Below are 26,417 nucleotides of genomic sequence, written 5' to 3'. Positions count from 1 at the left end.
TCACGGGTTTGCGTTTGGTGATTTTACAACTAAATGGCATTCTAGGCGCAGCAAAGGATGAAAAGCCATGTTCGAAACGCGCAGCCACGTGACCCCTGTCGACCCTGTTTGGGATCGCATCACCGCCGAAGCTCAGTCGGCAGTTGAGATTGAGCCTTTGATGGGTGGGCTGGTTCACGCCTGTATCTTGCACCACCGTAGCCTGGAACGGGCGCTGTCCTACCGGATTGCGGCCAAGCTGTGCTCGAACGAAATGTCGATGATGGTGCTGCGCGAGATCGTGGACGAAGCCTACGCCGACGACCCCGCACTGCTCGAAGCTGCGCGCGCGGATTTGATGGCCGTCTACGAACGCGACCCGGCCTGCCACCGCCTGTTGCAACCAATCCTTTACTTCAAAGGGTATCAGGCGATGCAAGCCTATCGCGTGGGGCACTGGTTGTGGCGCAAGGGGCGTTATGATCTGGCGTACTTCTTTCAGATGCGCTCGTCCGAGATTTTCGGGATTGATATCCACCCCGCGGCAAAGATCGGGAAAGGTATCATGATCGACCACGCGCATTCGATCGTGATTGGTGAAACGGCGATCGTTGGCGACAACGTCTCTATGTTGCATTCGGTGACCCTTGGCGGGACCGGTAAGGAAGAAGAACAGCGCCATCCCACGATTGGCGATGGCGTGCTGATTGGGGCGGGTGCTAAGGTTCTGGGCAATATCGTAGTTGGCCATTGCAGCCGTATCGCTGCAGGCTCGGTCGTGCTGCAGGAAGTGCCTGCTTGCAAAACCGTGGCCGGAATACCGGCCAAGATCGTCGGAGAGGCCGGGTGCGATCAACCCTCAATCTCGATGGATCACATGCTGGGCAAAGACCAGTAATTCAAGTCAGTTCAAGCGGTCGTTCTTTTTGATCGACCGCTTGCGTCGCTGTTCTTCACGCCGCTTTTTTCGTTCTTCTTTCCTTTTCGCGCGTTCAGCTTCTCGTTTGGCCGTTTCGGCTGGATCAGAACTAAAGGCGGAATGTTCACCCGGATAGGTATTGGGCTTCGCCGCCGCAACCGTCGGCATACCAAACACAAGGGCTGCAACCAGCAAGAAGTTTACCGAATAGGTGGAAGTCATAGGGCACCTGTGTCCGTGATTTTCATTCAGACAAGGTGGTTGACGGTAGGTGTCGGTGCAACACGCGCGGTGATCACAAGCGCTCACATGACGGTTGTGATCTGGTTGGGTCGCGCCGGTCTGGTATCGGCGCGACCCTAATTTTTCCTTAGGCCAGCATGACCATCGGGTTTTCCAGGTTGTCCACAATAGCTTGCAGCAACTGGGCACCAAGCGCACCGTCAATGACCCGGTGATCGACAGACATTGTCACCGACATAACAGTAGCTACTGTCAGTTCACCGTCATCGCCGACAACCGGTTTTTTCAGCCCTGTTCCCACTGCCAAGATGCCCGCATGCGGCGGGTTCACGATGGCATCGAAATTGTCGATGCCGAACATGCCGAGGTTCGAGACCGCGAAGGTGCCCCCCTGATATTCATGCGGGGCCAGCTTGCGCTCACGCGCGCGACCGGCAAGGTCCTTCATCTCAGCCGAGAGCGCGGACAGCGACTTAGTGTCGGCGTCCTGCAGGACCGGTGTGAACAGACCGCCTTCGATCGCAACCGCGACCGCTACGTCCGAGGGTTTCAATTGCAGAACCCGGTCACCGGCCCAGACAGCGTTGCAGGCGGGAACCTGTTGCAGCGCGTTGGCGACGGCCTTAATGATGAAGTCGTTGACGCTCAACTTTACGCCACGGCCTTCCAGCTGCTTGTTCAGCTGGCTGCGGAACTTGAGCAACGCGTCCAGCTTGATATCGCGGCGCAGGTAGAAATGCGGGATCGTCTGCTTGGCTTCGGACAGGCGGGCAGCAATGGTCTTGCGCATCCCATCCAGCTTGATCTCTTCGTACGCGCGGCCCTCGTACATCCGGGCAACGGCATCCGCAGATGGACCAGCAGGCGCGGCAGCAGCCGGGGCAGGTGCTGGCGCAGCAGCCAGAGCTGGAGCAGCGGCAGTTGCCGTGGCGCCTTCGACATCGGCCTTCACAATCCGCCCATGCGGGCCAGAGCCGGTGATTTGCGCAAGGTCCAAACCTTTTTGGGCTGCAATGCGACGGGCCAGCGGTGACGCAAAGATGCGACCGCCATCCGCCTTGGCCGGAGCAGCCGGGGCAGGGGCGGGCGCCTCGGACGCCGCTGGCGCGGCAGCCTCGTTGCCCGCGGCGGCTGCGGGTGCAGCCGCGGGTGTTGCAGCTGGCGTGGCCGCGATGTCATCGGCGCTCTCGCCCTCTTCCAGCAGGACTGCGATCGCGGTGTTTACTTTGACCCCTTCGGTGCCTTCGGGGATCAGAATCTTGCCGATTGTGCCTTCGTCGACGGCCTCGAATTCCATCGTGGCTTTGTCGGTTTCAATCTCGGCCAGCAGGTCGCCGGACGAGACGGTGTCGCCTTCCTTGACCAGCCATTTGGCAAGGGTGCCTTCCTCCATGGTCGGTGACAGGGCGGGCATCAGAATTTCCGTGGGCATCTGTCTGTCGCTCCTTACCGGTAGGTCACTTGTTTGACGGCGGCGATCACTTCTTCGGTTGTGATCAGGGCCAGTTTTTCCAGATTTGCGGCATAAGGCATCGGAACATCCTTGCCGGTGCAGTTGATGACCGGCGCGTCAAGGTAATCGAACGCTTCCTGCATCACCACGGATGAGATATAGCCGCCAACCGAGCCTTGCGGCCAGCCTTCTTCGACGGTCACCAGACGGTTGGTCTTCATCACAGAGTTGATAATCGCGCCTGTGTCCATTGGCCGGATAGTGCGCAGGTCGATCACCTCGGCACTGATACCGTCCTCGGCCAGCTTGTCGGCGGCCTCAAGCGCATATTGCATGCCGATGCCAAAGCTGACGATGGTTACATCCGTGCCTTCGCGCCAGATACGCGCCTTGCCCAGCGGGACGGTCAGATCGTCCACCTGCGGCATGTCGAAAGAACGACCGTAAAGGATTTCGTTTTCTAAGAACACAACCGGGTTCGGATCGCGGATCGCCGACTTCAACAGACCTTTTGCATCGGCTGCGGAATAGGGCATCACCACTTTCAGGCCCGGTATTTGCATATACCACGCTGCGTAATCCTGGCTGTGCTGCGCACCGACGCGAGCAGCGGCACCGTTGGGGCCACGGAACACGATAGGACAACCCATCTGACCACCGGACATGTAGAGCGTCTTGGCCGCCGAGTTGATGATCTGGTCAATCGCCTGCATGGCGAAGTTGAAGGTCATGAACTCGACAATCGGTTTCAGTCCGGCCATGGCGGATCCGACGGCGATGCCGGCAAACCCGTGTTCGGTAATCGGGGTGTCGATCACGCGCTTGCTGCCGAACTCGTCCAGCATGCCCTGGCTGATTTTGTAGGCGCCCTGATACTCGGCGACTTCTTCGCCCATCAGGTAGACGTCCTCGTCACCACGCATTTCTTCGGCCATCGCATCGCGCAAAGCTTCACGCACGGTCTGCTGTTTCATCGGCGCATCTGCTGGCCAGTCCGGGGAAAGATCCACCTTAGGCGCGGCAGGTGCAGTTGCAGCAGGGGCAGCGGTCTCTGCTGCCGCAGGGGCCGCCTCGGCCACCGCCGCAGGTGCAGCTGCGGGAATGGCGGAGGCGTCTTCGCCTTCTTCAACCAGCACCGCGATAGGAGTGTTCACTTTTACCCCTTCGGTGCCTTCGGCGATCAGGATCTTGCCGACGATGCCTTCATCGACGGCTTCGAACTCCATTGTCGCCTTGTCGGTTTCGATCTCGGCCATGATGTCGCCGCTGGATACGGTGTCGCCTTCCTTGATCAGCCACTTGGCCAATGTGCCCTCTTCCATTGTGGGCGAAAGGGCGGGCATGAGAATTTCGGTTGCCATGTCTTAGTCGTCCTCTCAGGCGTAAATGTCGGTCCAGAGCTCTTCGACGGAAGGCTCGGGGCTTTCTTTCGAGAATTCGGCGGCTTGATTGACGATCTCTTTGATCTCTTTGTCGATCGCCTTCAAATCATCCTCGGTCGCGTGTTTACCGGTCAGCAGCAGCTCGCGCACATGTTCGATCGGGTCGCTTTGCTCACGAACCTTCTGAACCTCTTCGCGGGTGCGGTACTTGGCCGGGTCGGACATCGAGTGGCCGCGGTAGCGGTAGGTCTTGATCTCGAGGATATAGGGGCCTTTACCCGCACGGCAGTGCGCGACAGCTTTTTCCCCTGCGGCTTTGACCGCAAGTACATCCATGCCGTTGACGATCTCACCGGGGATGCCGAACGCTTCGCCGCGGTGGTAGATATCCTTGGTCGAGGTCGAGCGCGCCTGCGCCGTACCCATGGCGTATTGGTTGTTCTCGATCACGAACACTACCGGCAGGTCCCAAAGGGCGGCCATGTTGAATGTCTCATAAACCTGGCCCTGGTTCGCTGCACCGTCACCGAAATAGGTAAAGGTCACGCGACCGTTGCCTTTGTATTTGTCGGCAAATGCCAGACCCGCACCCAGCGGAACCTGCGCGCCAACAATGCCGTGGCCGCCATAGAAATGCTTCTCTTTCGAGAACATGTGCATCGAGCCGCCCTTGCCTTTGGACAGACCGCCAATGCGACCGGTCAGCTCGGCCATCACACCACCCGGATCCATGCCGCAAGCCAGCATGTGACCGTGGTCGCGGTAAGAGGTAATCCGCTTGTCACCTTCTTCAGTCGCAGCCTCAAGGCCGACGACAACGGCCTCTTGGCCAATATAGAGGTGGCAGAAACCGCCAATCAGACCCATGCCATAGAGCTGACCGGCCTTTTCTTCGAATCGGCGGATCAGCAGCATTTCACGGTAATAGTCGGTAAGTTCTTCCGCAGAAACGTTTGGTTTCTTTGTGGTTTTTCGCGCAGCCATGTTGGCGATCTCCCCCTCTCGGCAAGATAGTTTAGCGTTAAACTATTTCATAAAGCATTTCCTGCTTTCTGGCGAGCAGAAATGTGACGCAGCGTAGGGCGAGCCGTCCGGCTTCAAAACTCAGGCCATTTTTGCGTCAGTTCCATTTCCCGGATGTTATCTCCGATTGACTGGCGCTACGCTTTTTTGACAAGTTACGTTGGGCTATAGATACTCGCGCCCGAACTGTGGAGTTCTTTCCGAATGATGATCCTGCGACAAGATAAGCTTATGTTTATCAAAACAAAAAAGACTGCTGGGACTTCTATTGAAATTGCACTTAGTAAGCACCTTGCACAGGGCGATTTTGCGACGCCCTTCACCAAGGAGGAGGAAGAACAGCGAGCGGGCAAGCAGTTCATTGTACGCGGCTCGTTGCGTTTGCTTAGGGAAAGGTCGGAAGGCCACGTAAGGGCGCGCAATCCCCACAACGGAATCGCAGTGGCGCGAACTTATCTCGGGGACCTTTGCGACGGATGTTTCAGCTTCTGCGTCGAACGCAACCCGTGGGATAAGGCGGTTTCTGCTTTTTATTTCTGGATGCACCAGCGCGGGTACAAGATTGTTGATGTTGGGGAATCGTTTCATCGGTTCTGCAATTTGCAGCTGCGATTCTTTTCAGACTTTCATCTGTATTCTGAGAATGGGCAATTGGCGGTCGACCGCGTTCTGCGCTACTAGAGTTTGCAATCAGATTTCAACACCCTGATGGCTGAGAGGGGGATCACAGATGTCTCGCTGGGTGATCGGCGTTGGAACTCTGGTATCCGAAAAGAATATGACATCGGTGTTTTCTACGGCGAGAATTTCGATAATGCGAACGTCGATATCGTGGCGAATGTCTTTGCCGCCGAGATATCCGAATTCGGGTATGAATTTCCGACTAAAGAAAGCGTCAGGCCAAGTTCCGCGTGAGCCATTTCATCCCGGGCCGTCAGGTGCTTTGGTCAAGTAACCATCGCTCAATCGGTTCAGCGGATGACGATCTCATCTGAGCGGATCATGCCCAGCACGGACCGCGCCTGCTGATCCAAAAGATCCAGATCCAGATAATTGTCCGACAGGCGGCGCGTCAGGTTTTCCATTTCCGTGATCTCGGCATCAAGTTTGGCAAGGTCGCGCGACAGGGCGTCCCGTTCCGCTGCAATCTCGACCCGTCGGAACAGGCCATAGTCGCCTTGCACGGCGGCAAAGGTGAAATAAACACCTAACGTGAAAGCCACCATGAAAAATGCAACTGCGCCCAAACCGGGCCGATGGGAACGGGACACTCTGTTTACCGCCGTATGAAGTCTGCCTCAAAAACGTGCCCTTTTCGGACATCTGTCTGCACTATGTCACAGGTGATTCGGCTTGTGAATCCCTCGATTCGCAATTTTTCATGATCAGCAGAAAAAACATGTTCGCCCGATGAATTTGGCTGGGTTGAAAAGTGGTTATCGCCAGGCTTCAAGCGCTTGATTGCGCTGCAGGGTTTGTTCTTCCATGCAGGCCCAATAGAACATGGGGGCCGCGCTACCGTCGCTTTCCAGCTCGGGGTCACAGGTCGCGTCACGACGTTTAAGCCAGGCGCGTTGCTCGGTCAGCAGGGCTTGGCCATCACCACGCGTGTCCGATAAGGGTTTGATCTCTGACCAAAGGCTGTTCAGATCCTGATCTGCCACTTCCCATTTCTCTTTGGCGCAAAAATTGAGATCGAGCTGTGTGTGCCCGTTGCAGTGGGATTGCGCATATGTCGTGACGGGCAGCAGGGTGGTGGCAAGGACGGCAACAGCTTTCATGGTGCATCTCCCGGTTTGACGAAGAGAGTACCATGAATGCCGATTGCCAGACAGATAGGGGTTACTGATCCAGTGCCGCAACACCGGGCAGCGTTTTGCCTTCCATCCATTCCAGGAAGGCACCCCCTGCAGTCGAGATGTATGAAAAGTCCTTGGCAGCACCGGACGCATTCAGCGCAGCGACCGTGTCACCACCGCCTGCGACCGACACAAGCTGTCCGGACCGTGTCAGCTCAGCCGCTTTCAGGGCCGCTGCGTTGGTGGCGGCATCGAATGGTTCAATCTCGAATGCACCCAGCGGGCCGTTCCAGATAAGCGTTTGGCTCTTGTCGAAAATCGCAGTGATTTCCGCAACGGTTTCCGGACCAGCGTCAAGGATCATGCTGTCTTCGGGGCATTGATCCGCTGGTAGAACCTGATTGGAGGCGTGGGCTTCGAACTTTTCAGCGACCACGACATCGCGGGGCAGGACAATCTGACAGCCGGTTGTCTCGGCCTTGGTCAGAATCTCAGCGGCGGTGTCTTTCATCGCCGTTTCTGCCAGCGACTTGCCGACGTTTACGCCTTGCGCGACGAGGAACGTGTTCGCCATGCCACCGCCAATAATCAAGTAATCCACCTTTTCGATCAGGTTGCCCAACAGGTCCAGCTTGGTTGAAACCTTGGCGCCGCCGACCACCGCAGTGACCGGGCGTTTAGGCGCGCCTAACGCGGCTTCCAACGCGCTCAGCTCTTGCTGCATCAGGCGGCCCGCGCAGGCGGGCAGAAGACGGGCAAGCGCCTCGGTCGAGCTATGCGCGCGGTGAGCCGCCGAAAAGGCATCGTTGCAGTACACGTCGCCCATTTTTGCCATGCCGGCAGCCAGTTCCGGACTGTTCTTTGTTTCCGCAGCGTGAAAGCGCGTGTTTTCCAGTAAAAGCACCTCGCCAGCGCCCAGGTTTGCTGCAGCGGTTTCCGCCTCGATCCCCACGCAGTCATCGCCAAACCGAACCTTGGTGCCAAAGGCCGTCTCCAGCGTCGGAACAAGCTGCTTCAGCGACAGGTTCTGCCGGCGCTCTCCGCCCGGGCGTCCGAAATGCGCCAGCAGGATGGGCTTGCCGCCAGCGGCCAAGATGTCCTTAACGGTCGGCACGATGCGCTCAATACGGGTGGCGTCGGTCACGACCCCGTCGACCACTGGCACGTTGATATCCACGCGCGCCAGCACGCGTTTGCCGTTCAGGTCCATGTCGTCCAGTGTTTTCCAGCCCATCGCGCAATCCTCGACAAATGTGAAAGTGACTTAGGCGGTTCTTTTCCTGCATTTTGCCCTCAGGTCAATGCGTCACTTGGCATTCGCGCGCCCTGCGCATAGGTATTTGCGCAAGATAAAACGACAGGAGGGCCTCATGGCCGAGATCAAGGATCCCGAAAACACAATCATCGTCGAACTCAAAGGCGGCAATGTCGTCATTGAGCTGCTGCCTGACGTGGCACCGCAGCACAGCGCCCGCATGAAGGAACTGGCGCGCAATGGCGAATATGACAACGTGGCCTTTCACCGTGTGATCGACGGGTTCATGGCGCAAACCGGCGACGTGCAACATGGCGACATGGAAGACGGGTTCAACCTGCGCATGGCGGGCACCGGCGGATCGTCTCTGCCCAACGTTCCGGCCGAGTTCTCGAAGCTGCCCCATGATCGTGGCACTTTGGGTGCGGCCCGCTCACAGAACCCGGATTCGGCGAACTCGCAGTTCTTCATCAACTTCGGCGACAACCATTTCCTGAACGGCCAGTACACTGTTTATGGCCGTGTCATCGACGGAATGGAGCATGTGGACGCCATCGTACGAGGCGAGCCACCAGCGAGCCCTGATCGCATGATTAGCGTCAAGGTGGCGGCTGATGTATAAGCTGGCCGCCGCTTTTGCCTTGTTGGCCAGCCCTGCGCTGGCCACGGGTCTTGAGGTCGAGATCGAAGGTGAGGGGGCCAATGGCACTGTCACCATCGACCTGTTCGATGATATTGCTCCGAAACATGTTGAGCAGATCGCTGCTCTGGCCAATGAAGGCAAGTACGATGGCGTGGTGTTTCACCGCGTGATTGACGGCTTCATGGCGCAGACCGGCGACGTGGAACATGGCCGTTTGGGTGGCGACATGCGCCGCGCCGGCACAGGCGGTTCCGACCGTGCAGACCTTCCGGCTGAGTTTTCAGATTTTGAATTCGACCGGGGCGTGGTTGGCATGGCGCGGGCGCAAGACCCCAACAGCGCCAACTCACAGTTCTTTATCATGTTCGAACCGGGCCCGTTCCTGAACGGCCAGTATACGGTTGTTGGTCAGGTGACTGACGGCATGGACGTGGTTGACGCGATCAAACGCGGTGAAGGCCAGAACGGTGCCATTATCGGCCAGCCGGACGTGATGAAAAAAGTCACCGTCACCGAATAATCCTTGAACCCGGCGCTGGCATCAGCGCCGGGTTTTTCGTCATTGGTCGATGAAGCCTCTGATCGCTTGCGTGTATGCATCCGGGTCTTGAAACGACGCAAAGTGACTAACGTCTTTCAAAATCAGAAGATCAGCATCAGGGATAGCCTCGGCAATCGCTTGCGAGTGTTCGGTAAGGATGGCCTCGTCATGTTCGCTCTGCACGACCAGAGTGGGCACGGTCACCGATTTCAGCCCCTCAAGCCCGCCGGGCTTTTCTGTGGCCCACATGGCCGCGACACCGCCCAGGAACGCTTCGAACCCGTCCGGGGTGGGGGACATGGCGGCATAGTCCCCGGCCATCATTCCGACGTAAGAACCGAAGACTTCGTTGGTTTCTACTGAAGGATCGATCCCATCCAGCGTGACATTGCCCGCATGGGCGAAATGGCTGGCAAGACGGTCAGGCGCAGTGGTCGAAATCGTGTAGCCAATGTTGGCACCATCCGACCATCCAACCAGATGCACTTGTTCGACATTCAGATGATCCAGCAGCGCCAGATAGTCCTGCGCCAGCAATTCATAGCTGTAGGTGCTGCCGTCATTGGTTGACCGGCCATGCCCTCGGGTATCTGCCACAATCACGCTGTGGTCGCTGGCCAGATCAGCCACTTGTGCTGCCCAGATATCGCCATGCGCAAGACCGCCATGGATCAACAGGACGGGTGTGCCCTCTGCCGATCCATAGGTGGCGTAATACATGTCGATGCCATTCACGCTGGCGGTACTACTGGACGCGGCCTCGGGCATGGCCGGTGTTTCGGGGATTGTCAGCCAGGCATCCTGTGCCAGTCCCGCTGTCGCGGTCAACGTTATCGCAGTGACCATCAGTGTTCGAAGCATGTCTACCTCCCTGGTTTCGCGTCGTCTCGTCAGGGATGATAGCTTAGGAAGAGGAAAGCGGGGGAAATAATCCCCCGCTTGGCCTTTAGTCGTCTGTTGTCATCGCCTTCCAGATCAATGCGCCGATTGCGCCACCGATCAGGGGTGCGACCCAGAATAGCCAGAGCTGCCCAAGGGCAGGCGCGTCCGCGAACAAAGCAACCCCTGTGGACCGGGCCGGGTTGACGGATGTGTTGGTCACCGGGATCGAGATCAGGTGGATCAATGTCAATCCAAGTCCGATGGCGATGGGGCCGAACCCGGCAGGAGCGCCGCTGGAAGTGGCCCCCAGGATGATGATGATGAAGAACGCGGTCATGACGATCTCGATCACCAGAGCGGACATCAGTGAATAGCCCTCGGGTGATGCCTCACCATAACCGTTCGAGGCAAACCCACCCACGCCTTCAAAGCCGGGCGCGCCGCTGACGATCAGATACAAGACCGCAGCTGCAGCAATCGCGCCGATAACCTGAGCGATCCAATAGGGGATAAGGTCCTTCGCCGGAAACCGCCCCCCGATCATCAGCCCAAGACTGACTGCGGGGTTGAAATGACCGCCCGAGATATGCCCAACGGCATAGGCCATCGTCAGAACGGTGAGGCCAAAGGCAAAGGCAACGCCAAGCCACCCGATACCTACATCGGCGACCCCAGCGGCCAGAACGGCGCTACCACAGCCGCCAAGCACGAGCCAGAAGGTACCAAAGAATTCAGCCATAAGTTTTGATGACATTAAAAGTCCTCCAGAAAACAATGGGTTTAAGGTTAATTCAAAAAGTTCATTTTGTGAAATTGTAAGAAAGCAGCCTGTACCTGGATTCCTGTTTGGGTTGTATTGGGAAGGGAAAGGACAAATACTCACTCACAATATTAGCATGTGTAGGTTTATAAAGATGCCCAATCGATTGCGTCTGAGAAATTGCGCTCTGCGCTCCGCATTTCTGTATCTTGGTTTCATCAATTCGGCAGGCGCCGAACAAGTGGAACTTCCAAATGGCGCTGATTTCTATCTCGGTGCAGCGTTTCGCAGCATTATGACCTTTTCTCCTGCCGAGATCACAACCGACGACGTTCGGCAGCAGGTTGCTGGGAATTATTTCGCTCTGATGTCGAACGCGGATGGCGTGCTGTCTCAGGCGGACGCAGTGGACTATTTGCGGGTCGTTTCGAACAAGTATTCGTTTTCCATTACCAAAGAGCCAGCGCGATACGATCTGGACCGGGACGGTGTGGTCACGCAGGCAGAACTTGAAGTTTTCTTCTCAAAAGATGCCTGGGGACCGGCCTATCATCTGTATGGTCAAGGGGCGACTTTTGAAGAGGCCACCGTGCGGTTTTGGCAAAAACTTGGTGAGCAAACGGCCCGTATCCGGGGTGTGATGGGAGCGGCTGAAAACGGTAATATTCCCGTCGTCGATCCGAAAGGCGGCTGGACGGGGGCTGAAGAAACGGCCAGGCCGAAGCCCGTCCCTTACTTCGATGACTTTGACATTGACGGTGACGCAGCCGTTACGTTTGAAGAGTTTACTGAACCGCTTTGGGCAGCAGTCGCGGCGTCGGACCTGGACGCGGACGGTCTTTTTTCAGATGATGAAATCAACCGGGTTCGGGAACGCTTTATTCTTGCTAACGAGGCGTTGGAAGGAAATGGGTTCCGTTCAGTGTCAAGCTGGGCGGAGCGTTAAAGACACGCGCTGATCCCTAAGAACGGTCGCAGTGCGCCTCACACAGGATCAATAGATCAATGCTTGTTCCAACTTCCACGAGTTAAGCCCAGCTTACCGGGTCCAGTCGGAACAGTTTGGAAAGCTGGTCATATACCTCGGGTACAGCCGCCTTCAACGCGCGGGGCTGTTCGAAAAAGACCTCGACAGAGACGGCAAAAAACTCCTCGTGCCCGGTCGCGCCATAGGGATCTATGACCGTGTGCCGTCCACTTTCGACAGCGCGTACATGGGAGTCATATGCGGTCAGGAACACGCGTTCCCATTCGGCAAAGCTTTGTCCGTCGCTTAGGATCGGAACACCGTTGGTTCCCCCAGACAGGTCGTCGATTTGGTGGGCGAACTCATGAAGTACGACGTTCTGCCCGTCATGATCATTCAGCGCGCCAAGTTTGCTGTGGGTCCAGGAGAGAATAACCGGTCCCCGGTCCCAGCTTTCACCGGTGCGCACGATTTCTTTCTCGCTGACGACGTATCCTTCCTGTCGGCGCTGCCGAGACTTAAAAGCGTTCGGGTAGATCAGGATTGTTGTCAGGTTTTGATACCAAAGATCGCTGTTCACAATGAGCAAGCAGGCCTGCGCGGCGATGGCCAGTTCCATCTCCTCGGTTACGTCCAGCCCGTCGCAACCAAAGAAACGAACCTGATCAAGAAATAGATTCACCTTGCCGTCCAGTTTGACACGCAGGTCAAGGGGCAGGCGGCGGATCAGAGGCACTTGCTGTTCGATGAGGATGCGTTGGTGGTCTGTCAGGGGCGTGGACAAAAGCAGTTGGCGCGCCCGGGACTTGGACCAGTAGCGATACAGTACGAAACCGGCGATAAGCGCCAAGGCAGTGAAAAAGAACAACATAAAGGTCACTATAAGGAGGCGCCGGGCGGTTGGAACCGGAAAACTCAATCGTCCCCGTCAAATGAAAAACGCCGCAGGTTTCCCCGCGGCGTTCGAAACTTTGGACAGTGGTCCGCGTTACTGCTTGACCTCGGCTGCCGGGTTCGCGCCCGCTTTGCCGCTGCGGCCCGGGTTCAGGGGGTCGTCCTGACGCTGAACCGATCCTTCGAAATGCGCGCCGCTTTCGATCGCGATGGTCTTGTGGATGATGTCGCCTTCGACACGTGCGGACGAGGTCAGGCGAACTTTCAAGCCACGGACACGGCCCACGATGCGGCCGTTAATCACGACGTCATCGGCAGTGACTTCGCCTTTGATGGTGGCGGTCTCACCGATTGTCAGCAGATGCGCACGGATGTCGCCTTCGACAGTGCCTTCGACCTGGATATCGCCCGAGGTCTTCAGGTTGCCCGTGATGTGCAGGTCCGAAGACAGAACCGATGCCGGTGGCTTGGGCTTGGGCGCGGTGCTGGCCTTGTTTTCTGCCGGTGCAGGGGCCGCCGGTGTCGCCGGTGCAGCGGGTTTTGCCGCCTCGGGTGCAGTGGACGAGGGCTCGTTGATTTTGCTCTTAGAAAACATTTCTCGCAGCCTTGATGTAAGTCATTGGGTTAACAGGTTTTCCGTTCACGCGAACTTCATAGTGCAGGTGCGTGCCGGTCGACCGTCCGGTGCTACCCATATCAGCAATATGATCCCCGCGCGAGACCCTTTGACCAACCTTCACGCGTATCTTCGTGTTATGGGCATAAAGTGTCTCAATTCCGAACGCGTGCTTGATTTTTACCAGCCGTCCAAACCCGGACTGCCAGCCGGCATGGGTGACCACACCGTCGGCGGTGGCAAAAATGTCGGTGCCATGGGCACCGGCGAAATCGGCGCCGTTATGCATGCGGCGACCACCTGTCTTGGGGTCGCGGCGCGTCCCGTAACCGCTCGTGAATCGCACGACGGAATTGACGGGGCTTGCAAACGGCGCTTTCTCTGCTGCAATTCGATACAGGTTCAACTGATCCATCTGTTGCAACAGAGTATTTGCGCGGATCTCGTCGGGGGTCAGTTCCTCACCGCGCGTGCTAAAAGAGATAGGGGTTAGGGGGCCGCCCATGCCGCTATAGCCGCGGCGAACTTCTTCGATGATGCGGTCGGTGGGCATGCCGGCCTGACGGAACATCTTGTCCAGTGGTTCGACCGAGATCACCATCGCCTCTTCCAACTGGCGGAAGATCTCGTCGCTGCGTTCCTGCATCAGCCGGATTTCCAACTCAAGATCGTCACGCTGTTCCAGCGCGTCCTTCGCATTGGCGGCAATCTGATCGCGTTCCTCGGCGGTGCGGGACAGCGCCTCGGTCATAAAGTTCATCTGCTCGGGGTTGGCAACGGCGGCCATGTACATGTCGCCTTCGCCCGCTTCCTGCTCAAGCTTGACCAGCTCTGTCCGAGCTTCTTCGCGCTGTTTCATGGTGGCGCGCAGCGTGGTCTGGATAACCTCAATCCCGGTCTCAAGCTCGCGGCGGCGGTTTTCCGACGCCAGCAGTTCCGACTGCATGGCCGAAATCTGCTCAAGCGCTGCGTTGAACCGGTCCTGAGCTGCCAGAGCCTCTTGCGCGCGCACGTCCCGTTCTGCGGACATGATATTCAGACGTTCCTGATAGGTCGCCTGATCGCGTTTTGCCTGTTCCCGGAAGTTGCCCGACCCGATGCTGTCCATCAGAAGGATCGCGGTCGCAACGGCTGTCCAACCCACGAACAGTGCAACGCCAGCGACGGCGACAACTTGCGTTTCCGAGCTTAGCCGAATGAATCGCGTATCATTGTCTGATTTCAGAAAGACACGGCGTTCGGGAAAATGCCGCTCAAACAATGAATGTAATTTAATTGCCAGACGAGTTCTCACGCGTCTCACCTCTCCATCCCCAAGATCGGGATCGGTCGTGAGTGATAGCCGTCCCTTGGGCGAAGTGCATAAAGCGGCAATTTGTTTTGGGCAAGTTTGTTAACTTACCGACCCTGCGTTACTGGTTTTTGCCGCCGATTCTAGGCGAGAAATTGCCGATACCTTCAACTTGAGCCCGTTATTGGGTCTGTCCCGGCAATGGCAAGTCTTCCGTCAGAGGCCAGTAGAAATCCGGCGGCAGCCCGGCCTCGGCCCGTTTTTCTTCGTTAAACGGGGGCTTCAGGACGCCATGGAAATACTGGCGCACCAATTGGTGAAACACATCCTTGGGATCCGTGTTTTCACGCCCACACAGGAAATGGAACCATTTTGATCCATAAGCCACGTGCCCCACTTCTTCGGCATAGATGACCTCGAGCGCGGCGATTGCCTGTTCGGCCTTTGCCTTGCGGAATATGTTGATCATGCCGGGTGTCACGTCCAACCCGCGCGCCTCAAGCACCATGGGGACAACCGCCAGCCGTCCCATCAGGTCTTCGGCAGTGTCTTCGGCCGCGCGCCACATTCCAGCATGCGCGGGTAGGGCGCCATAGTGGCTGCCCATGCTTTCCAGACAGTCACAGACCATCTCAAAATGCCGCGATTCTTCCTCGGCACATTTGACCCAGTCATCGTAAAACCCGATCGGCATCGGCACGTGGCCAAATCGCGCGATGATATCCCAATGCAGGTCAACGGCGTTCAGCTCGATATGCGCAACTGCGTGAAGCAGGGCAATACGCCCAGCCTCGGTCCCGGGCTTGCGCTTTGGAACCTCACGCGGCGACAGCAGCTCGGGCTTTTCCGGGCGGGCGGGGCTCAGCGGCGGAGTTGCGGTTCCCACCTCAATCTCAGGCGCGTCGCCCTTGCGCGAAGCGAACCAGGCTGCGGCATGGCGCTTGGACAGAGTGGTCTTTTCACGACCATCCGCTGTTGTCAGGACTTCGGTCGCCATCTGAGTCAGTGTTTTGGACACCGCGTTGTCTCCGCTGATTGAGGTGGACGGCTCTTAAACCGGATGACGACCGTGGTCGAGAGGATTACAGGCTGCGCACCGCCGCAAGCACTTCGTCCACATGGCCGGGGACTTTGACCTTGCGCCAGACCCTGGCGATCTTGCCTTCGCCGTCGATCAGGAAGGTCGCGCGCTGAATTCCCATGGATTTCTTGCCGTACATGTTCTTTTCAACCCAGACGCCATAGTCCTCGCAGACCGAAGACCCTTCGTCCGACAACAGCGGGGTCGTCAGGCTGTGCTTGGCGACAAATTTGTCGTGCTTGGCGACGCTGTCCCGCGAGATGCCAAAAACTTGAGCACCCGCATCGGCAAAGGCCTGAAGTTGTTCCGAGAAACCGATGGATTCCTTGGTGCAGCCCGGCGTATCATCGCGGGGATAGAAAAACAGAACGACGGCACCGCCGCGCAGGTCCGAAAGGGTCACTTCGCCGCCGCCGTCGCGGGGTAATGTGAAATCAGGGGCGATGTCTGTCACGTCGGGCATTGGAAACTCCGCTAAAGGATTTTAAGTGCTGCCCGGCATAATAGGGCGACGCGAGCGGGTTGAAAGACTTGGATAAAAAATTGGCTCAGCACGAAGACGCAAGTGGCGACCGGCCCGAGACGCCTGTCCGCCGCCGGTCTCGCCGTCGTATCGCCGCGCGCTGGAGCATTGGAACCCTGCTTTTAATGTGCCTGATGGTCGGAGCGGGCTGGTTCTTTCTGATCGGAAAACAGCTGCACGCGCCGGAATGGGTCACGCAGAAAGTAGAAGCGCGCCTTGAACGCAGCCTTGGCGGTTTGAAATTCACCTTTGGGGACGCCAGCTTTATCGTAAACGATAAGTGGCGCCCGCGAATCCGATTGACGGATGTGACCATCAGCGATGCAGCGGGTCATCAGATCGCTCAGATATCGGATTTGCGGACACGCCTGTCGATGCGCGAATTGCTGCGCGGTAAGATCAGACCGCGGCGGATCACTATGCTGGGCGCGCAGATTGCTTTGACCCGTGGTGAGGACGGTGCGCTGTCGCTGACAGTTGGGGCAGGCAGTGCCCCGGTGCAAAAGGCCCCGACGCTGGCGCAGCTTATCGAGGAATCGGATGATGTGTTCCTGTCCCCGTTTCTGTCAGGATTGCGGGCGGTCGATCTGGAATCGCTGACGTTGGACTATCAGGATCTGCGGCTGGGGCGGGCCTGGGTGTTTGACGGCGGGCATATCTCGATTATCCGGGACGGTGATGAAATGCGGCTGGCGACCGGGTTTTCGGTGCTGACCGGGCGCGACTACGCCAGCACGATCGAGGCGAACTATACCAGTGTGCTTGGTACCCCTCAGGCGAGTTTTGGGGTTTCGATCACCGATCTTCCCTCGGAAGACATTGCCACCCAAAGCGTTGCACTGGCGTGGTTGCAGGTGCTCAATGCTCCGATTTCCGGCGCGTTACGGGGCAGTGTAGATGGGCAGGCCGCGCTGGGTCCGCTTTTTGCGACGTTGAACCTGGGCGAGGGTGTCCTGCAGCCCAGACCCGAGACGCGCCCGATCGGGTTCGAATCCGCGCGCGCTTATTTCACCTATGACCCTGCGCGTCATGTTCTGGAATTCAACGAGGCCTCGGTCGTGTCCGATGTGGGGGCCGTGCAGGCCGAAGGCAAAGCCTATTTGAACGGGGTCGAAAACGGTGTTCTTGAAAGCCTGACGTCACAGCTGACCCTGAACAGTATCGATATCTACCCCGGTGGTCTGTTCCCGGAATCGCTGGAAACGGCGCGGGCGGACGTGGATTTTCAACTCAAACTGGCTCCGTTCGAGCTGCAGCTGGGGCAGTTAACCATCACCGATGCGCTGCACGAATTGCACGCAACGGGCAGGTTGATCGGCCAGCCCGACGGCTGGGATGCCGCGTTTGATGCGCAACTGGACAAGATGGGGTCCGAGAACCTGTTGCGATACTGGCCTGAAAGATTGGCGCCGAACCCGCGGAAATGGGTGTCGGAAAACCTGTTCGAAGGTCAGTTTTCGGATGTGGAGTTTTCACTACGCTTGCATCCGGGCAGTAAGCCGGACCTCTATCTGGGCCTTGGGTTCGATGAGGCCAAGATCAGGTTTGCCAAAACCTTGCCGCTGATCCAGGACGGGCGGGGCCGGCTTAGCCTGCTGAAAGATCGCTTTACCGTCACGGCTGAAAAAGGGGTTGTCATCGCCGATCAGGGTGGCGCGGTGGATGCCTCGGGAACCTCGTTCATCATCCCGGATACAACTGCCAAGGGCGGAACACCGGCGATTGCTCGGATCGAGGCGCGCGGCAGCGTCGAGGCCGCCTTGTCGCTGCTGGACCGACCACCACTAAGCCTAATGTCTAAAGCCAACTTGCCGGTCGATCTGGCGGCTGGTGACGTAAGCTTGTCAGGCACTTTGTCATTGCCGCTGAAAAAGGGGCTGAAGTTTCACGACACCGAATTCCACTACACCGGTGAAATCGACAATGTGCAAAGCGACAAACTTGTGCCTGACTATTCCGTCAGCGCTGATCTTTTGAACCTGTCCGGCAATCAGACCGAGGTGAAGATCGGCGGCTACGGCTTATTCGGCCAAGTGCCGATGCAGGTCGCGTGGCGCCAGCCCATTGGCGGAGACGGGCCTCAACGCAGCGAATTAAAGGGCCAGATCGAACTGTCGCCGTTGCTGATGAACGAGCTGAAGGTGCCGCTGCCGCCGGGCATGCTGACTGGAAAAGGCACAGCGGATATCACCGTTGGAATCGGCGCGGATGAACCCGTCACACTCTCTGCGACCTCGGACCTCGCCGGGGTCGGAATGGCAATTCCTGAACTTGGCTGGCGCAAAGGGACGGGGGCGACCGGAAAGATGACACTGGACGCCACGCTGGGTGAAAAGCCCAAAGTGGATGATCTGACGCTTGATGTCGCGGGGCTGCGCACTAAAGCCTCGATCTTCTTCCGGGACGGGGGTGCCTTTGACCGGATACGGTTCAGTTCGTTTGATCTGGGCAACTGGCTGGCGGTGCCAGCCGAATTGATCAACACCGGCGGACCTGTCCCCAATATCGTCGTTCAGGGCGGTGTCATGAATCTGGGTCGCGCAACCTTTGGCGCGGGCGGTGGCGGAGGAGGAGGGTCAGGCCCCGGTCCAAGGATCGATGTTCTGTTGGACCGCCTGCAGGTGACCGAAGACATTGCACTGACCGGGTTCCGGGGCGCGTTTCAAACCACAGGCGGGGTGAACGGCACCTTTACGGCCAATGTTAACGGCGGCACGGCGGTCAGCGGTCAGATGAGCCCGCGCGACAGCGGTAGCGCCGTGAACATAAAGTCGAAGGACGCAGGGGCCGTCCTGCGGTCAGCTGGTGTTATCACCCAGGCGCGTGGCGGCAGTTTGGACTTGCAATTGGAACCGGTCAGCGCGCCGGGGAATTATGATGTGATCCTCAAGATATTAAACACACGCATTACCGACGCACCCGCAATGGCCGCGCTGTTAGACGCGATCAGTCTTGTTGGACTTTTGGACGAGATGACCGGGCAGGGGATCTTTTTCTCGACTATCGATAGCCGCATGCGGATCACCCCGACCGAAATCAAAGTCCTCAGTGGAAGCGCCGTTGGCCCGTCCATCGGCTTGTCCTTTGACGGCACGATCGACACGGTTGCGGGCATGCTAAACCTGCGTGGCGCGATCTCTCCGATCTATCTGGTGAACGCGATCGGAAGTGTTTTCACAAAAAAAGGCGAGGGGGTCATCGGGTTCAACTACAGTCTGACCGGGCCGCTTACGAAGCCAAAGGTTTCCGTAAATCCGCTGTCTGGCCTTGCGCCACTGTTCCTACGCAATTTGCTGCGCGCACCGGCCCCGACTGTATCAGATGGTCCCAACGCGCTGCCGAGAAAGCCGGATGAGCCCAAAAAGACCTTTGGTTCTCCGCCCCGGGACAATTGACCCGGATGGGCTGTTGCTGATTCCGATGCGGAATTGTATGGCGCGGCTATGAAACTCAGCGATTTTGACTTCCATCTGCCCGAAGACCGGATTGCCACACGTCCCGCCAACCCGCGCTCATCCGCGCGCCTGTTGGTGGCCGAAGGTGACGCGATCTCGGATGCGCATGTTTTTGATCTAACCGACTGGTTGCAGCCGGGTGACCGTTTGGTGCTGAACGACACGCGCGTCATCCCTGCGCGCCTGAACGGGCGGCGCCATCGCGACAGTGCGCAAGGACGGGTGTCTGCTGCAATCGAGGCGACTTTGCTGGACCCGCAGGCTGATGGCACATGGGCGGCCCTGATCAAACCGCTGAAGAAAGTGAAGCTGGGTGAAGACATTCAATTCTCGGATCAACTGAGCGCCACGCTGGAGCGGGTTGAGGACGGGCAAGCCTATCTGCGGTTCAATCTGTCGGGCGATGATTTTGATGCTGCGCTGGAACAGGCCGGGGCAATGCCTCTGCCGCCCTACATCGCCGCCAAGCGGCCTGCGGATGAGCAGGACAAGACGGACTATCAGACAATCTGGGCCCGCAATTCCGGTGCAGTTGCCGCCCCGACGGCGTCGCTGCACTTTGATGAGGCGTTGATGCAGGCGCTGGGCGCGCGAGGTGTCGCAGTCACTCATGTCACGCTGCATGTGGGCGCGGGCACCTTTCTGCCGGTCAAGGTTGAGGACGTGACGACCCACAAGATGCACGCTGAATGGGGCAATGTCAGCGCCGCCGCCGCGCAAGAGATACGCGAGACCAAGGCCGCAGGGTGCAGGGTCATCCCGGTGGGCACAACGGCGTTACGGCTGATCGAAAGCGCCAGCCGGTCAGGCCAGATCGAACCATGGGAAGGTGAGACCGATATCTTCATTTACCCCGGCTTTCAGTTCCACGTGACCGACGCGTTGATGACCAATTTCCACCTGCCGAAATCCACCTTGTTGATGCTGGTGTCGGCCCTGATGGGGCAGGAGCGAATGCGGAAGGTGTACGCGCATGCGATTGAACAGAAATACCGGTTCTTCTCTTACGGGGACGCGTCGCTTTTGATCCCGTAAAGGACGTGTTGTCGGGATCGAATCTTTTCAATGTCGTAGACAAGCATGACCAAAGCCGTTTTTGATTGCAAAACGGTGTCACAGTCTTGAACGGAATTTTTCGGAGGCCCCAATGATTCAGGTCCTTTCCAGCGCATGGGCGCTATTGCTTGGTATGGGCCTGTTGATGGTCGGAAACGGCCTACAGGGTACGATCCTAGGTGTTCGGGGCGAGATCGAGGGGTTTTCGACCCTTCAGATGTCATTCGTCATGTCAGCCTATTTCGTTGGTTTCCTGGGTGGATCACGACTTGCACCCGAAATGATCCGACGGGTTGGTCATGTGCGGGTCTTCGCCGCGCTGGCATCGTTCATTTCTGCCGTGATGATCATGTATCCGTTGATGACCGACCCGGTTATCTGGATTCTGGGCCGTGTCGTGATCGGGTTCTGTTTTTCCGGAGTGTACGTCACTGCGGAAAGCTGGCTCAACAATGCTGCCAGCAACGAAAATCGCGGCCAGGCACTGTCTCTTTACATGATCTTCCAGATGACAGGCATCATCAGCGCTCAAGGTTTGGTTCTTTTGGGCGACCCGGCCGGGTTCGATACCTTTGTAATCGCCTCCATACTGGTTTCGGTCTCTTTTGCGCCCATTCTCTTGTCGATCTCACCGACACCTGCGTTTGACACTACCAAACCGATGACTTTGCGCGAATTGTTCGGATATTCGCCCTTGGGCTGTGTTGGCATGTTTCTTCTGGGCGGCGTTTTCTCTGCACAGTTCGGGATGGCGTCGGTATACGGTGCCCGCGCGGGTCTGACGCTGGTCGAGATTTCGACTTTTATTGCCGCATTCTATATCGGTGCTCTGGTCTTGCAGTATCCATTGGGATGGATGTCCGACCGCATGGATCGCCGTTTCCTGATTATGCTTGTTGCAGGGGTCGGCAGCTGCGCAGCAGTTGTGGGCTTGGTGTTCGGTGTGACGTTTCCAATCCTGCTGGGCGCGGCCTTTGTGATCGGCGGTATGTCAAACCCTCTGTATTCACTGCTGATTGCGCACGCTAATGACTTTCTGGAACACGAAGACATGGCCGCAGCGTCAGGGGGTCTTTTGTTCATCAACGGCATGGGGGCCATTGCGGGCCCGTTGATCACCGGTTGGCTCATGGGGGATGCGGTCTTTGGACCTCCGGGCTTTTTCCTTTTCATCGCAATACTGCTGGTCGTTATGGCTGGCTATGCGCTTTACCGTATGACCCAGCGCGCGGCGATCCCGGTCGACGAAACAGGCACCATGTCGCCGCTCTATCCAACGGCGTCTCCGGTTGTGATGGAATTGGCGCAGGAGGTGGCCATTGAGGCCGCAGAAGCCGAGCAGGAAACGCAAGATGTTGCCTAGAACACGAATTTATGTCGCAAGTGTTGCAATAATTTACTGTTACAATTCTGTAAAACACACTTAAATGAATTTAAGTCCCTTGGGGGGGAAACACGACGGAGTTAAGGGCATGGCAAGTCCTGAAGATGTATTGAGTTTTTGGTTAGATGAGGTTGGTCCCAAGGGTTGGTATCTGCAGGATGACGCATTGGATGCAGAAATCCGCGAAAGGTTCCTGACCACATGGGAGGCTGCGAGTGAAGGCAAGTTCTCTCTCTGGCTGACCTATCCCAGCGGTGCATTGGCGTACATCATCCTGATGGATCAGTTTCCACGCAACATGTTCCGAGGAAGCGCTGAGGCCTTCGCCTCAGACCGCGCGGCGTTGTCAGCAGCGAAATGTGCGGTGGACAAAGGGTGGGATATGAAGATCGACGAACCGGCCCGCCAGTTCTTTTATCTTCCATTGATGCATTCGGAAAACCTGTGTGACCAGGAACGCTGTGTGCGCCTGATGTGTCAAAACATGACCGATGGCGACGACGGCAACCTGTTGCACGCAAGGGCGCATCGCGAAGTGATCCGCAAGTTCGGTCGGTTCCCTTATCGCAACGACGCTCTCTCGCGCCCAATGACCGAGCACGAGGCCGCCTATGTCGACATGGGCGGATACGGCGCGACCGTGCGCGAGCTGCAGACAGCCGGCTAGGACGCCGGCTCGCAGCCTCGGATTGCAATGATCCGGTCGGCAAAAATGTCGGCCGAATTTTCAATTGCAGTGTTGATTAACTGGTCCGGGGCTTCGGTCAACTCGGCTATTCTCGCCTGCGCAGCTTGCAGGTTATTCTCTAAATCATTCAGCTTTTCCAAAGCTTCAGACAGTTTTTGGGCGGTGGCACTTTCGGCTGCTGTTCCGCTAAGCTGAAGGGATGACAGGTCGCTGCGCAATGCCGTCAGTTCACCGCGTATCCCTTGAACGTCTTCCTTCAGGGGCGCTACGATCTGGACCTTCTCGGCAAACTTGACGGTAATGTCGTCGACTGTAGAAGCCAGCTTCCACCCCAGAAACAGGCATAGTGCAATCAGGATAAGCGTTGCATTCAGCACGGCAAGCAACAGATCTTTAAGCGTTTTGGCCATGGTAAGCCTTTCGAATGACTTGGGTTTCACAAAGTCCGGACAGGCCCGGTGCGTATCTTCTAGCCATAGGATCACGCGCGGTATAGGCTGAAAACAGCGCATACCGCGCCAGTTTACCCTGCGTCTGTTTTGTCGCGGGAGCAATATGTTGATGCATTCAGGAGATTAGTTTAATGGTAAACTAATTTCTGAATCGACCTGCGCCGAGAGGGAAACATGGCAGCACAATCTTTTGATCTGATCGTAATTGGCGCCGGTCCCGGTGGCTACGTGGCCGCTATCCGTGCGGCTCAGCTGGGCCTGAAGACCGCCGTGGTCGAACGCGAGCATTTGGGCGGTATCTGTCTGAACTGGGGCTGTATCCCGACCAAGGCGCTGCTGCGAACGTCCGAAGTGTTCCATCTGATGGAGCGCGCGAAGGATTTTGGCCTGAGCGCTGACAAGATTGGCTTTGATCTGGATGCGGTCGTCAAGCGTTCTCGCGGCGTTGCGGCGCAGTTGTCGGGCGGCATCGGTCATTTGTTGAAAAAGAACAAAGTTACCGTGGTCATGGGCGCGGCAACGATCCCTGCAAAAGGCAAGGTCACCGTCAAAACGGACAAAGGTACCGAGGAACTGACCGCCAAGAACATCGTTCTGGCCACCGGTGCACGGGCGCGGGAACTGCCCGGATTGGAAGCGGATGGCGATCTGGTATGGACCTACAAGCACGCACTCCAGCCGCCGCGGATGCCAAAAAAGCTGTTGGTGATCGGGTCTGGCGCAATCGGAATCGAATTCGCCAGCTTCTATAATACGTTGGGCGCAGACACGACCGTGGTCGAGGTTATGGACCGGGTCCTGCCGGTCGAGGACGCAGAAATCAGCGCGCTGGCCAAGAAGGCCTTTACCAAACAAGGCATGACCATCATGGAAAAGGCGATGGTCAAGCAACTGGACCGCGCCAAGGGTAAGGTCACGGCGCATATTGAGGTTAAGGGCAAGGTCGAAAAGCACGATTTTGACACCGTGATCTCTGCAGTAGGGATTGTCGGCAATGTCGAAAACCTTGGGCTAGAGGCCTTGGGCGTTAAGATTGACCGTACCCATGTCGTCACGGATGAATTCTGCCGCACAGGTGTCGACGGACTTTACGCAATTGGTGATATCGCAGGCGCGCCCTGGCTGGCGCACAAAGCCAGCCATGAAGGTGTCATGGTCGCGGAACTAATTGCCGGTAAACACGCTCATCCAGTGAAACCCGAAAGCATCGCCGGCTGCACCTACTGTCAGCCTCAGGTCGCATCGGTGGGGTACACCGAAGCCAAGGCGAAAGAGCTTGGCTATGACATCAAGGTTGGAAAGTTCCCGTTTATCGGCAACGGCAAAGCCATAGCGTTGGGTGAATCCGAGGGCCTGATCAAAACGATTTTCGACGCCAAGACAGGTGAATTGCTAGGGGCACATATGATCGGCGCGGAAGTTACTGAGTTGATTCAAGGCTACGTAGTGGGACGGCAATTGGAGACCACTGAGGAAGACCTGATGAACACTGTCTTCCCACACCCGACTCTGTCGGAAATGATGCACGAAAGCGTGTTGGACGCCTACGGGCGCGTGATCCACATGTAAGGATGGGGGCTCTGCCCTCGCCGCCCGTGCCGGGCGTCTCCCCCGGGATATTTAAAGGTCAGATGAATGAAGGATCCTTCCTTCATCTGGCTAAAAACATCACGGAGCACGAGGCAGAGTCACGCAAATATCTTATTTATTCAATGCGTCCAGTATGCGCGCCCACGAACGAATGCCCTTGTGGAAACTTTTCACGTCATACTTTTCGTTCGGTGAGTGGATGGCGTCGTCGTCATTGGCGTAGCCGACGAGCATCGAGTCCAGTCCGAGAACCGAATCAAAATAGCCAACCACCGGGATCGAACCGCCCATGCCGGTAAAGACAGCTTCGCGGTTCCACTCATCTGATAACGCGCCGCGCGCGGCCTCGAATTCGGGGCGATCTAGGTTCATCACCGATGCCGGAGCCCCTTCGAGATCGTTGTCCCAGACAACTTTCGCGTCGGGCGACAGGCGATCTTCGACATGTTTGCGGACTTTGTCGCGCAGGGCATCGGGGTCCATGTCGCCGACCAGCCGGCAGGTGATCTTGCAGTGCGCTTCGGACGGGATCACGGTTTTCGATCCTGCACCGTTATAGCCGCCCCACAAGCCGTTCACTTCCAGCGTTGGGCGTGCCCATTGCTGTTCCAGTGTGGAATAGCCCTTTTCTCCATGCGGTTGCGAATAACCGACAGAACTCAGGTATTCCGCCTCATCAAAACCGCAATTTTCCCATTGGCGGAGCTGCTCTACGGGCACTTCGTGTACACCTTCGTAAAACCCGTCAACGGCCACGCGACCGGTTTCGTCGTCGTAGAACGAGGCGACGATCTTCGACAACTCACGCAGCGGGTTCAGGCCCGGGCCGCCGTAGTGACCGGAATGCAGATCGATGCGGGGACCAATGATGGTGAATTCATCCTTGAGCATACCGCGCAATTGCGAGGCGATGGAGGGCACGCCACGCGAGACCATCGAGGTGTCGCAGACCAGTGCTAGATCGGCTTTCAACTCTTCCTTGTTGGCTTCCAGGAACGGAACCAGCGAGGGCGAGCCGGATTCTTCTTCGCCTTCGAAGAAAAACGTGATGCGGCAGGGCAGAGTGCCGTGGATGGCTTTCCATGCGCGGCAAGCCTCGACGAAGGTCATCAACTGACCCTTATCATCTGAAGAACCTCGGCCACGGATGACCTGACCATTTTCGGTGTCTTCCAGAGCGGGATCAAAGGGGTCTCGGTTCCAAAGTTCCAGCGGGTCAACGGGTTGGACGTCGTAGTGGCCATAAAAAAGAACATGAGGACCGTCGCCGTCTTCGCCCACATGGCCAACGACCATCGGGTGACCCGGGGTCTCGCGCTTTTCGGCTGCAATGCCAATGCTTTGCAGGTCGGCGACCAGCCAGTCAGCGGCCTGGTCGACCTGCTCTTTGTATGCGGGGTCGGTCGAGATCGACGGGATGCGCAGAAACTCCATCAAACGGTCGATGGCAGTGGTCAGATCGGAATCGATCTTGCTCAGAACAGCGTCTAGCGACATGAGCTTCTCCTGAATGGCGTGAACTGCTGCGGAACCTATCAGCA

27 protein-coding genes are annotated in these 26,417 nt (G+C 57.4%); 11 read left to right on the top strand and 16 right to left on the bottom strand.

Annotated features, from left to right (window positions below; translation table 11 throughout):
- Positions 1-67: 67 nt before the first annotated feature.
- Positions 68-877 (top strand): serine O-acetyltransferase, encoded by an 810-nt coding sequence (gene cysE, locus AC2FIO_RS07905; protein WP_058277511.1) that lies wholly within the window; start codon positions 68-70, stop codon positions 875-877.
- Positions 878-883: 6 nt separating this feature from the next.
- On the opposite strand, the gene AC2FIO_RS07900 is transcribed toward cysE, so the two are convergent.
- The 4 genes from AC2FIO_RS07900 to pdhA all read right to left on the bottom strand — a co-directional run bounded on the left by AC2FIO_RS07900 (position 884) and on the right by pdhA (position 4,960).
- Entirely contained in the window at positions 884-1,120 is a 237-nt protein-coding gene (locus tag AC2FIO_RS07900) for a hypothetical protein (protein WP_496696776.1), read from the bottom strand.
- A gap of 148 nt (positions 1,121-1,268) precedes the next feature.
- Positions 1,269-2,573 (bottom strand): pyruvate dehydrogenase complex dihydrolipoamide acetyltransferase, encoded by a 1,305-nt coding sequence (locus tag AC2FIO_RS07895; RefSeq protein ID WP_496696774.1) that lies wholly within the window; start codon positions 2,571-2,573, stop codon positions 1,269-1,271.
- 14 nt (positions 2,574-2,587) lie between these two features.
- Positions 2,588-3,955: a pyruvate dehydrogenase complex E1 component subunit beta gene (locus AC2FIO_RS07890; protein WP_282169358.1), complete on the bottom strand. Its 1,368-nt coding sequence runs from the start codon at positions 3,953-3,955 to the stop codon at positions 2,588-2,590.
- A gap of 15 nt (positions 3,956-3,970) precedes the next feature.
- Positions 3,971-4,960, bottom strand: a complete 990-nt coding sequence (gene pdhA, locus AC2FIO_RS07885; RefSeq protein WP_496696772.1) for a pyruvate dehydrogenase (acetyl-transferring) E1 component subunit alpha — start codon at positions 4,958-4,960, stop codon at positions 3,971-3,973.
- A 270-nt stretch (positions 4,961-5,230) separates the two neighbouring features.
- Between pdhA and AC2FIO_RS07880 the strand changes: the two genes are divergently transcribed.
- Positions 5,231-5,680: a hypothetical protein gene (locus AC2FIO_RS07880; RefSeq protein ID WP_496696770.1), complete on the top strand. Its 450-nt coding sequence runs from the start codon at positions 5,231-5,233 to the stop codon at positions 5,678-5,680.
- A gap of 27 nt (positions 5,681-5,707) precedes the next feature.
- Positions 5,708-5,914 (top strand): hypothetical protein, encoded by a 207-nt coding sequence (locus AC2FIO_RS07875; protein ID WP_496696768.1) that lies wholly within the window; start codon positions 5,708-5,710, stop codon positions 5,912-5,914.
- A gap of 56 nt (positions 5,915-5,970) precedes the next feature.
- Here AC2FIO_RS07875 and AC2FIO_RS07870 read toward each other — a convergent pair whose 3' ends face one another.
- The 3 genes from AC2FIO_RS07870 to AC2FIO_RS07860 all read right to left on the bottom strand — a co-directional run bounded on the left by AC2FIO_RS07870 (position 5,971) and on the right by AC2FIO_RS07860 (position 8,032).
- Positions 5,971-6,270, bottom strand: coding sequence for an FtsB family cell division protein (locus tag AC2FIO_RS07870; RefSeq protein ID WP_058273997.1), 300 nt, complete (start codon positions 6,268-6,270; stop codon positions 5,971-5,973).
- Positions 6,271-6,435: 165 nt separating this feature from the next.
- A complete protein-coding gene (locus AC2FIO_RS07865) occupies positions 6,436-6,780 on the bottom strand; it encodes a lysozyme inhibitor LprI family protein (RefSeq protein ID WP_058277516.1) in 345 nt (114 codons plus the stop codon).
- Positions 6,781-6,841: 61 nt separating this feature from the next.
- Positions 6,842-8,032, bottom strand: coding sequence for a phosphoglycerate kinase (locus AC2FIO_RS07860; RefSeq protein WP_496696766.1), 1,191 nt, complete (start codon positions 8,030-8,032; stop codon positions 6,842-6,844).
- Positions 8,033-8,168: 136 nt separating this feature from the next.
- Between AC2FIO_RS07860 and AC2FIO_RS07855 the strand changes: the two genes are divergently transcribed.
- Positions 8,169-8,675 carry a peptidylprolyl isomerase gene (locus tag AC2FIO_RS07855; RefSeq protein ID WP_108860369.1) on the top strand — a complete coding sequence of 169 codons (507 nt, stop codon included), beginning with the start codon at positions 8,169-8,171 and terminating at the stop codon, positions 8,673-8,675.
- Complete coding sequence (locus AC2FIO_RS07850; RefSeq protein ID WP_109311395.1) at positions 8,668-9,216, top strand: peptidylprolyl isomerase; 549 nt, start codon at positions 8,668-8,670, stop codon at positions 9,214-9,216. The genes AC2FIO_RS07855 and AC2FIO_RS07850 overlap by 8 nt, the downstream gene beginning before the upstream one ends.
- A gap of 39 nt (positions 9,217-9,255) precedes the next feature.
- On the opposite strand, the gene AC2FIO_RS07845 is transcribed toward AC2FIO_RS07850, so the two are convergent.
- Together AC2FIO_RS07845 and aqpZ are read right to left on the bottom strand one after the other, a co-directional pair.
- Positions 9,256-10,098 (bottom strand): alpha/beta fold hydrolase, encoded by an 843-nt coding sequence (locus AC2FIO_RS07845; RefSeq protein WP_496696763.1) that lies wholly within the window; start codon positions 10,096-10,098, stop codon positions 9,256-9,258.
- A gap of 85 nt (positions 10,099-10,183) precedes the next feature.
- Positions 10,184-10,873 (bottom strand): aquaporin Z, encoded by a 690-nt coding sequence (gene aqpZ / locus AC2FIO_RS07840; RefSeq protein WP_108860372.1) that lies wholly within the window; start codon positions 10,871-10,873, stop codon positions 10,184-10,186.
- 97 nt (positions 10,874-10,970) lie between these two features.
- On the opposite strand from aqpZ, the gene AC2FIO_RS07835 reads away from it, so the two are divergent.
- The gene (locus AC2FIO_RS07835) at positions 10,971-11,825 is read left to right on the top strand and encodes a hypothetical protein (RefSeq protein WP_496696761.1); all 855 of its coding nucleotides are present in this window, start codon (positions 10,971-10,973) and stop codon (positions 11,823-11,825) included.
- Positions 11,826-11,907: 82 nt separating this feature from the next.
- Here the strand turns inward: AC2FIO_RS07835 and AC2FIO_RS07830 are convergent, their stop codons facing one another.
- The 5 genes from AC2FIO_RS07830 to AC2FIO_RS07810 form a co-directional block, all read right to left on the bottom strand.
- Entirely contained in the window at positions 11,908-12,717 is an 810-nt protein-coding gene (locus AC2FIO_RS07830) for a M90 family metallopeptidase (protein WP_496697093.1), read from the bottom strand.
- A gap of 117 nt (positions 12,718-12,834) precedes the next feature.
- Positions 12,835-13,335 carry a bactofilin family protein gene (locus AC2FIO_RS07825; protein ID WP_058273990.1) on the bottom strand — a complete coding sequence of 167 codons (501 nt, stop codon included), beginning with the start codon at positions 13,333-13,335 and terminating at the stop codon, positions 12,835-12,837.
- On the bottom strand, positions 13,325-14,650 hold the full coding sequence (locus tag AC2FIO_RS07820) for a DUF5930 domain-containing protein (protein WP_496696758.1): 1,326 nt from the start codon (positions 14,648-14,650) through the stop codon (positions 13,325-13,327). The genes AC2FIO_RS07825 and AC2FIO_RS07820 overlap by 11 nt, the downstream gene beginning before the upstream one ends.
- A 178-nt stretch (positions 14,651-14,828) precedes the next feature.
- The gene (locus tag AC2FIO_RS07815; protein ID WP_496697091.1) at positions 14,829-15,644 is read right to left on the bottom strand and encodes a ferritin-like domain-containing protein; all 816 of its coding nucleotides are present in this window, start codon (positions 15,642-15,644) and stop codon (positions 14,829-14,831) included.
- 85 nt (positions 15,645-15,729) lie between these two features.
- Complete coding sequence (locus tag AC2FIO_RS07810; RefSeq protein WP_282120478.1) at positions 15,730-16,191, bottom strand: peroxiredoxin; 462 nt, start codon at positions 16,189-16,191, stop codon at positions 15,730-15,732.
- Positions 16,192-16,259: 68 nt separating this feature from the next.
- Between AC2FIO_RS07810 and AC2FIO_RS07805 the strand changes: the two genes are divergently transcribed.
- The 4 genes from AC2FIO_RS07805 (at position 16,260) to AC2FIO_RS07790 (ending at position 22,813) form a co-directional block, all read left to right on the top strand.
- Positions 16,260-19,646, top strand: coding sequence for a YhdP family protein (locus AC2FIO_RS07805; RefSeq protein ID WP_496696757.1), 3,387 nt, complete (start codon positions 16,260-16,262; stop codon positions 19,644-19,646).
- Between the two features lie 48 nt (positions 19,647-19,694).
- Positions 19,695-20,741: a tRNA preQ1(34) S-adenosylmethionine ribosyltransferase-isomerase QueA gene (gene queA, locus AC2FIO_RS07800; RefSeq protein WP_496696755.1), complete on the top strand. Its 1,047-nt coding sequence runs from the start codon at positions 19,695-19,697 to the stop codon at positions 20,739-20,741.
- 112 nt (positions 20,742-20,853) lie between these two features.
- Positions 20,854-22,125: an MFS transporter gene (locus AC2FIO_RS07795; protein WP_058273985.1), complete on the top strand. Its 1,272-nt coding sequence runs from the start codon at positions 20,854-20,856 to the stop codon at positions 22,123-22,125.
- A gap of 109 nt (positions 22,126-22,234) precedes the next feature.
- Complete coding sequence (locus tag AC2FIO_RS07790) at positions 22,235-22,813, top strand: DUF924 family protein (RefSeq protein ID WP_108860380.1); 579 nt, start codon at positions 22,235-22,237, stop codon at positions 22,811-22,813.
- Here the strand turns inward: AC2FIO_RS07790 and AC2FIO_RS07785 are convergent.
- Positions 22,810-23,244 (bottom strand): hypothetical protein, encoded by a 435-nt coding sequence (locus AC2FIO_RS07785; RefSeq protein ID WP_496696752.1) that lies wholly within the window; start codon positions 23,242-23,244, stop codon positions 22,810-22,812. The genes AC2FIO_RS07790 and AC2FIO_RS07785 overlap by 4 nt on opposite strands.
- Before the next feature lie 216 nt (positions 23,245-23,460).
- Here AC2FIO_RS07785 and lpdA point away from each other — a divergent pair, with 216 nt between their 5' ends.
- A complete protein-coding gene (gene lpdA, locus AC2FIO_RS07780) occupies positions 23,461-24,855 on the top strand; it encodes a dihydrolipoyl dehydrogenase (RefSeq protein WP_496696751.1) in 1,395 nt (464 codons plus the stop codon).
- A gap of 132 nt (positions 24,856-24,987) precedes the next feature.
- Here the strand turns inward: lpdA and AC2FIO_RS07775 are convergent, their stop codons facing one another.
- Positions 24,988-26,373 carry a dipeptidase gene (locus AC2FIO_RS07775; RefSeq protein ID WP_496696749.1) on the bottom strand — a complete coding sequence of 462 codons (1,386 nt, stop codon included), beginning with the start codon at positions 26,371-26,373 and terminating at the stop codon, positions 24,988-24,990.
- Positions 26,374-26,417: the final 44 nt, after the last annotated feature.

Source organism: Ruegeria sp. CDSB086 (assembly GCF_059611065.1).
Note: the sequence above shows the minus strand (reverse complement) of the source record. Positions and strands in the feature narration are given on the sequence as shown.

Coding starts and splice junctions, on each gene's coding strand:
- pdhA (WP_496696772.1), bottom strand. CDS start 4,960: ATGGCTGCGCGAAAAACCACAAAGAAACCAAACGTTTCTGCGGAAGAA.
- AC2FIO_RS07895 (WP_496696774.1), bottom strand. CDS start 2,573: ATGCCCACGGAAATTCTGATGCCCGCCCTGTCACCGACCATGGAGGAA.
- AC2FIO_RS07880 (WP_496696770.1), top strand. CDS start 5,231: ATGTTTATCAAAACAAAAAAGACTGCTGGGACTTCTATTGAAATTGCA.
- AC2FIO_RS07900 (WP_496696776.1), bottom strand. CDS start 1,120: ATGACTTCCACCTATTCGGTAAACTTCTTGCTGGTTGCAGCCCTTGTG.
- lpdA (WP_496696751.1), top strand. CDS start 23,461: ATGGCAGCACAATCTTTTGATCTGATCGTAATTGGCGCCGGTCCCGGT.
- AC2FIO_RS07790 (WP_108860380.1), top strand. CDS start 22,235: ATGGCAAGTCCTGAAGATGTATTGAGTTTTTGGTTAGATGAGGTTGGT.
- AC2FIO_RS07855 (WP_108860369.1), top strand. CDS start 8,169: ATGGCCGAGATCAAGGATCCCGAAAACACAATCATCGTCGAACTCAAA.
- AC2FIO_RS07795 (WP_058273985.1), top strand. CDS start 20,854: ATGATTCAGGTCCTTTCCAGCGCATGGGCGCTATTGCTTGGTATGGGC.
- AC2FIO_RS07865 (WP_058277516.1), bottom strand. CDS start 6,780: ATGAAAGCTGTTGCCGTCCTTGCCACCACCCTGCTGCCCGTCACGACA.
- queA (WP_496696755.1), top strand. CDS start 19,695: ATGAAACTCAGCGATTTTGACTTCCATCTGCCCGAAGACCGGATTGCC.
- AC2FIO_RS07785 (WP_496696752.1), bottom strand. CDS start 23,244: ATGGCCAAAACGCTTAAAGATCTGTTGCTTGCCGTGCTGAATGCAACG.
- AC2FIO_RS07825 (WP_058273990.1), bottom strand. CDS start 13,335: ATGTTTTCTAAGAGCAAAATCAACGAGCCCTCGTCCACTGCACCCGAG.
- AC2FIO_RS07830 (WP_496697093.1), bottom strand. CDS start 12,717: ATGTTGTTCTTTTTCACTGCCTTGGCGCTTATCGCCGGTTTCGTACTG.
- AC2FIO_RS07850 (WP_109311395.1), top strand. CDS start 8,668: ATGTATAAGCTGGCCGCCGCTTTTGCCTTGTTGGCCAGCCCTGCGCTG.
- aqpZ (WP_108860372.1), bottom strand. CDS start 10,873: ATGTCATCAAAACTTATGGCTGAATTCTTTGGTACCTTCTGGCTCGTG.
- cysE (WP_058277511.1), top strand. CDS start 68: ATGTTCGAAACGCGCAGCCACGTGACCCCTGTCGACCCTGTTTGGGAT.
- AC2FIO_RS07890 (WP_282169358.1), bottom strand. CDS start 3,955: ATGGCAACCGAAATTCTCATGCCCGCCCTTTCGCCCACAATGGAAGAG.
- AC2FIO_RS07860 (WP_496696766.1), bottom strand. CDS start 8,032: ATGGGCTGGAAAACACTGGACGACATGGACCTGAACGGCAAACGCGTG.
- AC2FIO_RS07810 (WP_282120478.1), bottom strand. CDS start 16,191: ATGCCCGACGTGACAGACATCGCCCCTGATTTCACATTACCCCGCGAC.
- AC2FIO_RS07845 (WP_496696763.1), bottom strand. CDS start 10,098: ATGCTTCGAACACTGATGGTCACTGCGATAACGTTGACCGCGACAGCG.
- AC2FIO_RS07815 (WP_496697091.1), bottom strand. CDS start 15,644: ATGGCGACCGAAGTCCTGACAACAGCGGATGGTCGTGAAAAGACCACT.
- AC2FIO_RS07875 (WP_496696768.1), top strand. CDS start 5,708: ATGGCTGAGAGGGGGATCACAGATGTCTCGCTGGGTGATCGGCGTTGG.
- AC2FIO_RS07775 (WP_496696749.1), bottom strand. CDS start 26,373: ATGTCGCTAGACGCTGTTCTGAGCAAGATCGATTCCGATCTGACCACT.